General features: G+C 72.8%; 9 protein-coding genes. 1 reads left to right on the plus strand and 8 read right to left on the minus strand.

The annotated features are described in order from the left end of the window. Positions 1-3: 3 nt before the first annotated feature. The 8 genes from hisF to hisD are packed head-to-tail and all read right to left on the minus strand — an operon-like array spanning position 4 to position 5,801. A complete protein-coding gene (gene hisF / locus HW445_RS12800; RefSeq protein ID WP_180221148.1) occupies positions 4-759 on the minus strand; it encodes an imidazole glycerol phosphate synthase subunit HisF in 756 nt (251 codons plus the stop codon). A gap of 39 nt (positions 760-798) precedes the next feature. After that, entirely contained in the window at positions 799-1,197 is a 399-nt protein-coding gene (locus HW445_RS12805; protein WP_180221149.1) for a RidA family protein, read from the minus strand. Then, positions 1,194-1,919: a bifunctional 1-(5-phosphoribosyl)-5-((5-phosphoribosylamino)methylideneamino)imidazole-4-carboxamide isomerase/phosphoribosylanthranilate isomerase PriA gene (gene priA / locus HW445_RS12810; protein WP_151772794.1), complete on the minus strand. Its 726-nt coding sequence runs from the start codon at positions 1,917-1,919 to the stop codon at positions 1,194-1,196. Before priA ends, HW445_RS12805 begins: the two co-directional genes overlap by 4 nt. Before the next feature lie 2 nt (positions 1,920-1,921). Beyond that, positions 1,922-2,563: an imidazole glycerol phosphate synthase subunit HisH gene (hisH, locus tag HW445_RS12815; protein ID WP_180221150.1), complete on the minus strand. Its 642-nt coding sequence runs from the start codon at positions 2,561-2,563 to the stop codon at positions 1,922-1,924. 4 nt (positions 2,564-2,567) lie between these two features. Further along, positions 2,568-2,723 carry a hypothetical protein gene (locus HW445_RS12820; RefSeq protein ID WP_180221151.1) on the minus strand — a complete coding sequence of 52 codons (156 nt, stop codon included), beginning with the start codon at positions 2,721-2,723 and terminating at the stop codon, positions 2,568-2,570. A gap of 5 nt (positions 2,724-2,728) precedes the next feature. Continuing rightward, positions 2,729-3,322, minus strand: coding sequence for an imidazoleglycerol-phosphate dehydratase HisB (gene hisB / locus HW445_RS12825; RefSeq protein WP_180221152.1), 594 nt, complete (start codon positions 3,320-3,322; stop codon positions 2,729-2,731). Then, the gene (locus HW445_RS12830; RefSeq protein ID WP_180221153.1) at positions 3,319-4,479 is read right to left on the minus strand and encodes a histidinol-phosphate transaminase; all 1,161 of its coding nucleotides are present in this window, start codon (positions 4,477-4,479) and stop codon (positions 3,319-3,321) included. Before HW445_RS12830 ends, hisB begins: the two co-directional genes overlap by 4 nt. Then, positions 4,476-5,801: a histidinol dehydrogenase gene (gene hisD, locus HW445_RS12835; protein WP_180221154.1), complete on the minus strand. Its 1,326-nt coding sequence runs from the start codon at positions 5,799-5,801 to the stop codon at positions 4,476-4,478. Before hisD ends, HW445_RS12830 begins: the two co-directional genes overlap by 4 nt. Positions 5,802-6,033: 232 nt before the next feature. Between hisD and HW445_RS12840 the strand changes: the two genes are divergently transcribed. Next, positions 6,034-7,602, plus strand: a 1,569-nt coding sequence (locus HW445_RS12840; RefSeq protein ID WP_374939638.1) for an oxidoreductase, incomplete at its 3' end; no start/stop codon positions are given.

Raw genomic sequence — 7,602 nt, forward strand, 5'->3', positions numbered from 1 at the left:
GGGTCAGCGGACGGGGTGGCCGGCGGAGCGGAGGGCGGACTTGACCTCGCCGATGCGGAGGTCGCCGAAGTGGAAGACGGAGGCGGCCAGCACCGCGTCCGCGCCCGCCGCCACCGCGGGGCCGAAGTCCTCCAGCCGCCCCGCGCCGCCGGAGGCGATGACCGGCACCGTCACGTGACGGCGCACCGCCGCGATCATCTCCAGGTCGTAGCCGTCCTTCGTCCCGTCCGCGTCCATGGAGTTGAGCAGGATCTCCCCCGCGCCCAGCTCCGCCGCCCGGTGGGCCCACTCGACGGCGTCGATGCCGGTCCCGCGTCGCCCGCCGTGCGTGGTGACCTCGAAGGACCCGCCCTCCGTGCGGCGGGCGTCGACCGACAGCACCAGGACCTGACGCCCGAACCGCTCGGCGATCTCCCGGATCAGCTCGGGCCGCGCGATGGCCGCCGTGTTGACGCCCACCTTGTCGGCCCCGGCCCGCAGCAGCTTGTCCACGTCGTCGGCCGTCCGCACGCCGCCGCCGACGGTCAGCGGGATGAAGACCTGCTCCGCCGTGCGCCGGACCACGTCGTAGGTGGTCTCCCGGTCGCCGGAGGAGGCGGTGATGTCCAGGAAGGTCAACTCGTCGGCGCCCTCGGCGTCGTAGACCTTCGCCATCTCCACCGGGTCGCCGGCGTCGCGCAGGTTCTGGAAGTTGACGCCCTTGACGACCCGGCCGTTGTCGACGTCCAGGCAGGGGATGACTCGGACCGCCAGGGTCATGAATCCACGGCTCCTCGAAGAATCGGAAAAAGGGAAAAGTTACTGGGCGCGGTACGCCTCGAGTTCGACCTCGACCAGGATCCGCGGATCGACGAACCCCTCGACGACCACCAGCGTCGTCACCGGCCGTACCGTGCCGAAGACCTCCTGGTGGGCGCGGCCCACCGCCTCCACGTCGCGGCGGTGGGTCAGGTAGAGGCGCGTACGGATCACCGACTGCGCGCCGAGCCCGAGCTCCTCCACGGCGCGCAGCGCGTTCGCGATGGCGGCACGGGTCTGCTGGTAGGGGTCGCCCTCGCCGGTGAGCACCCCGCCCCGGAAGGCGGTGGTGCCGCCCACCAGCACCCGGTCGCCCGCCGCGACGGCGCGGGCGAAGCCGATCTCCTCCTCCCAGGGGGTGGGTTCCGGACTCTGCACGCGCCGCACGGCCTCGGTCATCGGGAAACGGCCTCCAGTGCCTCTTCCAGGGTGAACGCCTTGGCGTAGAGCGCCTTGCCCACGATGGAGCCCTCGACGCCGAGCGGGACCAGCTCGGCGATGGCGCGCAGGTCGTCCAGCGAGGAGACCCCGCCGGAGGCGACCACCGGCCGGTCGGTGCGGGCGCAGACGTCCTTGAGCAGCTCCAGGTTGGGGCCCTGGAGCGTGCCGTCCTTGGCGATGTCGGTCACGACGTACCGGGCGCAGCCCTCGGAGTCCAGGCGGGCCAGGGTCTCCCAGAGGTCGCCGCCGTCGCGGGTCCAGCCGCGGCCGCGCAGCGTGGTGCCGCGGACGTCCAGGCCGACGGCGATCTTGTCGCCGTGCTCCGCGATGATCTTGGCGACCCACTCGGGGTCCTCCATCGCGGCGGTGCCGATGTTGACGCGGGTGGCGCCGGTGGCGAGGGCGGCGGCGAGCGAGGCGTCGTCGCGGATGCCGCCGGAGAGCTCCACCTTGATGTCCATGGCGCGCGCCACCTCGGAGATCAGCTCCCGGTTGTCGCCGGTGCCGAACGCGGCGTCCAGGTCGACCAGGTGGAGCCACTCGGCGCCGGCCGACTGCCAGGCGAGGGCGGCCTGGAGCGGGGAGCCGTAGGAGGTCTCGGTGCCGGACTCGCCGTGGACGAGGCGGACGGCCTGGCCGTCGCGCACGTCGACGGCAGGGAGCAGTTCGAGCTTGGCCATGTCTACAGGGTTCCGATCCAGTTGGTGAGCAGCTGCGCTCCGGCGTCGCCGGACTTCTCGGGGTGGAACTGGGTGGCCCACAGCGCGCCGTTCTCGACGGCGGCGACGAACGGCCTGCCGTGGGTGGACCAGGTCACCCTGGGGGCGGCGATCGACGGGTTGTGCGACTCGAGCGACCAGTCGTGGACGGCGTACGAGTGGACGAAGTAGTACCGCTCCGCGGGGTCGACCCCGGCGAACAGTTCGGTGCCCTCGGGCGCCTGGACGGTGTTCCAGCCCATGTGGGGGACGACCTCGGCCTGGAGCGGCTCGACGGTGCCGGGCCACTCGTCGAGGCCCTCCGCCTCGACGCCGTGCTCGATGCCGCGGGCGAAGAGGATCTGCATGCCGACGCAGATGCCCATGACGGGGCGGCCGCCGGAGAGCCGGCGGCCGACGATCCAGTCGCCGCGGGCCTCCTTGAGGCCCTTCATGCAGGCGGCGAAGGCGCCGACGCCGGGGACCAGCAGGCCGTCGGCGTTCATGGCCCTGTCGTAGTCGCGGGTGATCTCGACGTCCGCTCCGGTCCGGGCGAGCGCCCGCTCGGCGGAGCGGACGTTGCCGAACCCGTAGTCGAAGACGACGACCTTCTTGGGGCTGCTCATGCTCCTACTTCCAGTACATGACGCCGGCGGCGATGCTCATGGCGGCGCCTATGGAGAGGACGGCGATCAGGTTCTTCGGCATCTTCTGCTTGGCGAAGGAGACCACTCCGCCGAGGAGGAAGAGGCCGAGGATGATCAGTGCGGTGGAGAGACCGTTCATCGGGTTTACAGCGCGCCCTTCGTGGACGGCAGGATGCCCTCGGCGCGCGGGTCGCGCTCGGAGGCGTAGCGCAGGGCCCGGGCCAGGGCCTTGAACTGGCACTCCACGATGTGGTGGGCGTTGCGCCCGTACGGCACGTGGACGTGGAGCGCGATCTGCGCCTGGGCGACGAAGGACTCCAGGATGTGCCGGGTCATCGTGGTGTCGTAGGAGCCGATCATCGGCGCCATGTTCTCCGGCTCGGTGTGCACCAGGTAGGGGCGGCCGGAGAGGTCCACGGTGACCTGGGCGAGCGACTCGTCCAGCGGCACGGTGCAGTTGCCGAACCGGTAGATGCCGACCTTGTCGCCGAGGGCCTGCTTGAAGGCGGCGCCGAGGGCGAGGGCGGTGTCCTCGATGGTGTGGTGCGAGTCGATGTGGAGGTCGCCCTCGGTCTTCACCGTCAGGTCGAACAGGCCGTGCCGGCCGAGCTGGTCCAGCATGTGGTCCCAGAAGCCGACGCCGGTGGAGATGTCCGTGCGTCCGGTCCCGTCGAGGTCGATCTCGACCAGGACGGAGGTCTCCTTGGTGGTGCGCTCCACGCGTCCGCGGCGGCTCATGCGTTGTGCTCCTCGTTCTTCTTCACGTTGTTCCTGGCGAGCCCGGGGTCCTTGGCGAGCGTGCGTACCGCTTCGAGGAACGCGTCGTTCTCCGCGGGCGTGCCCGCGGTCACCCGCAGCCGTCCGGGGACGCCGTTGTCCCTGACCAGCACGCCCTGGTCGAGGATGCGGCGCCAGGCGGCGTGCGTGTCCTCGAACCGGCCGAACTGGACGAAGTTGGCGTCGGAGTCGGTCACCTCGTAACCGAGTCCGCGGAGTTCGGCGACCAGGCGGTCGCGCTCGTCCTTGAGCTGCTCGACGTAGCCGAGCAGGGTGTCGGTGTGTTCCAGGGCGGCGAGCGCCGTGGCCTGGGTGACGGCCGACAGGTGGTAGGGCAGCCGGACCAGCTGCACGGCGTCGACCACGGCCGGGTGGGCGGCGAAGTAGCCGAGCCGCAGGCCCGCGGCGCCGAACGCCTTCGACATGGTCCGGGAGATCACCAGGTGCGGGCGGCCCTCCAGCAGCGGCAGCAGCGAGGCGCCGTGGCTGAACTCGACGTAGGCCTCGTCGACCACCACGATCGACGGCTTGGCGGCCTGCGCGGCGTCGTAGAGGGCGAGCACGGCCTCGGCGGGCACCGCGTTGCCGGTGGGGTTGTTGGGGGTCGTCACGAAGACGACGTCGGGCCGGTGCTCGGCGATGGCCTTCTCGGCGGCCTCGACGTCGACGGTGAAGTCGTCGTGGCGCGGGCCGGAGATCCAGCCGGTGCCGGTGCCGCGGGCGATCAGTGCGTGCATCGAGTACGAGGGCTCGAAGCCGATCGCCGTGCGGCCGGGCCCGCCGAAGGTCTGCAGCAGTTGCTGGAGGACCTCGTTGGAGCCGTTGGCGGCCCAGACGTTCTCCTTGCCGATCCGCTGCCCGGGGGCGCCGGCCGTGTCGTTCAGGTACGCGGCGAGGCGGGTGCGCAGCTCGACCGCGTCCCGGTCGGGGTAGCGGTTGAGGTGGCGGGCGGCCTCACGGACCCGCTCGGCGATGCGCTCGACCAGCGCGTCGGGCAGCGGGTAGGGGTTCTCGTTGGTGTTCAGGCGCACCGGCACGTCGAGCTGGGGCGCGCCGTAGGGGGACTTGCCCCGCAGCTCCTCGCGTACGGGCAGGTCGTCGATACGGATCTCGCTCACTTGCTGTCCGGCACCTTCCAGTCGAACCGCGCCTTGATCGCCGCGCCGTGCGCCGGGAGGTCCTCGGCCTCGGCGAGGGTGACCACGGTGCGTGCCACGTCGGCCAGCGCGTCGCGGCTGTAGTCGACGATGTGGATGCCGCGCAGGAAGGACTGCACGGACAGGCCGGAGGAGTGGCAGGCGCAGCCGCCGGTGGGCAGCACGTGGTTGGAGCCGGCCGCGTAGTCGCCCAGCGAGACCGGGGACCAGGGGCCGACGAAGACGGCGCCCGCGTTCCGCACGCGGTCGGCGACGGCGGCGGCGTCGGCGGTCTGGATCTCCAGGTGCTCGGCGCCGTAGGCGTCGACCACCCTCAGGCCCTCCTCCAGGCCGTCGGTCAGGACGATCGCGGACTGCCGGCCGGCCAGCGCCGGGGTGATCCGCTCGGTGACGTGCTTGCTCGCCTCGACCTGCGGCTTGAGTTCGCGCTCGACGGCCTCGGCCAGCGCCTCGGAGTCGGTGACCAGCACGGCGGCGGCCAGCGGGTCGTGCTCGGCCTGGCTGATCAGGTCGGCGGCGACGTGGACCGGGTCGGCGGTTTCGTCGGCGAGGATGGCGATCTCGGTCGGGCCGGCCTCGGCGTCGATGCCGATCTTTCCGGTGAAGTACCGCTTGGCGGCGGCGACCCAGATGTTGCCGGGGCCGGTGACCATGTCGGCGGGCGGGCAGGACTCGGTGCCGTAGGCGAACATCGCGACGGCGGTGGCGCCGCCGGCCGCGTACACCTCGTCGACGCCGAGCAGGGCGCAGGCGGCGAGGATGGTCGGGTGGGGCAGGCCGCCGAACTCCTTCTGGGCGGGCGAGGCGACGGCGAGCGAGGGCACGCCGGCCTCCTGCGCGGGCACCACGTTCATCACCACGGACGACGGGTACACCGAGCGCCCGCCGGGCACGTAGAGACCGACCCGCTGGACCGGCACCCACTTCTCGGTGACCGAGCCGCCGGGGACGACCTGGGTGGTGTGCGTGGTGCGGCGCTGGGCGCGGTGCACCATGCGGGAACGGCGGATCGACTCCTCGAGGGCGGCGCGGACCTCGGGGTCCAGCTCCCGCAGCGCCTCGGTGATCGCGGCGGCCGGGACGCGCACGGAGGCCAGGCGCACCCCGTCGAACTTCTCGGCGAAGTCGATCAGCGCCGCGTCGCCACGATGATGCACGTCCTCGCAGATCGGCCGCACCTTCTCCAGGGCGGCGGACACGTCGAAGTCGGCTCGGGGCAGCAGGGCGCGCAGGGCGGGACCCTCGGGGAGGGCGTCGCCGCGCAGATCGATTCGGGAGATCACGCCCCCAATTCTCTCAGACCCGCGGAGGCACCGGCGTCACGTATCAGCGGCTGATACGGGCGCGCGCGGGGCGGCGGTCCGTGCGCCGTCGCGCGGCGGACCCCCTCGGCCGTCCGGCGGACAAAGTTCACCGTCACCCAAGGTGTTCATATGGTCACGTTCGGGCATGACCCGCAGTAACACCGATGAACGCGGGTCCATCAGCGTGTGTCCGGAGGAGGGTGTGAGTGCCGTGACCGAGAATGGCGCCGTCTTCCCCGACGGAGGGATCCGGGCCGACGGCCTGCCCGGGGACCTGACGGCGGCCGAGTCGGGGATGTGGCAGGCCTTCCGTGACGGAAGCGTCTACGACCTGCGTCACGGCGATCCGGTGGTGGACGACCCGCACGGGCGCCATCCCTGGGGCCCGGAGCGCACCGTCCGCGCCCGCATCGTCTGCTGGCTGCTGCTGGACGGCCCGCCGGCGCTGGCGGGCCGGGTGTCGGCGCTGAAGCTGGTGGGGGTGCGGGTCACCGGCCCGCTCGACCTGGCGGGCGGCACGGTCGAGCCGTACGTGCAGATGGAGGACTGCCGGTTCGACCAGGAGATCCTGCTCCCGGAGGCCAGGTTCACCACCGTGCGGCTGGAGAACTGCGCGGTCCCCCGGCTGGAGGCGGCCCGCCTGCACACCGAGGGCGACCTGCACCTGCCGCGCTGCCGCTTCGCCCGCGGGATCCGTCTCTCCGACGCCCGCATCGGCACCGACCTGCTGCTCAGCCAGGCGGTGGTGCGCCACGACCGGCACGGGCGCTCGCTGTCCGCGGACGGCATGACGGTGGGGCAGGACCTCCAGGCCGACCTGCTGGAGTCGCACGGTGAGCTGGGGATGCGTTCCGCGGAGGTGGGCGCCTCGCTGAGCCTGCGCGGCGCCCGGCTGTCCAACCCCTACGCGCGGCTCGCCCTCAACGCCCCCCAGTTGACCGTGGGCCGCGCCCTCTACCTGACGCCCGCGGGGGTCGGCGCGGGGCAGCAGGGCGGGGTCACCCCGGCGCGCGGCACCCGGGTCCAGCCGTTCGAGTGCCTGGGCGGGGTGCGGCTGGACGACGGGCGGTTCGGCGACTCGGTGGACCTGCGGGCCGCCCGGTTCGACCTCTCCGCCGAGCAGGAGCTGTCGCTGCGCCGGGTGCAGACGCCGGAGCTGCGCTTCCTCCCGGTGCGGCCGCGGCGGGGGCGGGTGGTGCTGTCCGGGGCCCGGGTGGGCAATCTGGTCGACCGGGCGGAGAGCTGGCCGGGGCCGGGCCGCCTGCACATGGGCGGGTTCGCCTACGAGAACCTCGTCCCGCAGGGTCCGTTCACCCTGGAGCAGCGTCTGGAGTGGCTGGCCGCGGCGACCCCCGAGTACAGCCCGGAGCCGTACGAGCTGCTGGCCACGGTGCTGCGCGGCGGCGGCGAGGACGAGGACGCCCGGGAGGTGCTGCTGGCCAAGCAGCGCCGCCGCCGGGAGACGCTGCCGCCGGCGGCCAAGGTCTGGGGGTACGCGCAGGACATCACCGTCGCCTACGGCTACCGCCCGGCCCGGGCGGCGGTGTGGATGGCCGTCCTGTGGGCGGCGAGCACGGTGCTGTTCTCCCAGGCCGATCCGGCGCCGGCCCGGCTCGACGAGCACCCGTCCTGGAGCGCGGCGCTCTTCTCCCTGGACCTGCTGCTGCCGGTGATCGACCTCGGCCACGCCACGGCCTGGCACCTGCGCGGGGTCTGGCAGTGGCTGGCCTCCGTGCTGATCCTGCTGGGCTGGGGCCTGGCCACGGCGGTGGCGGCCGGG

The sequence above is a fragment of the Streptomyces sp. UH6 genome, assembly GCF_013421635.1.
In the GTDB taxonomy this organism is placed as follows: domain Bacteria; phylum Actinomycetota; class Actinomycetes; order Streptomycetales; family Streptomycetaceae; genus Streptomyces; species Streptomyces abyssomicinicus.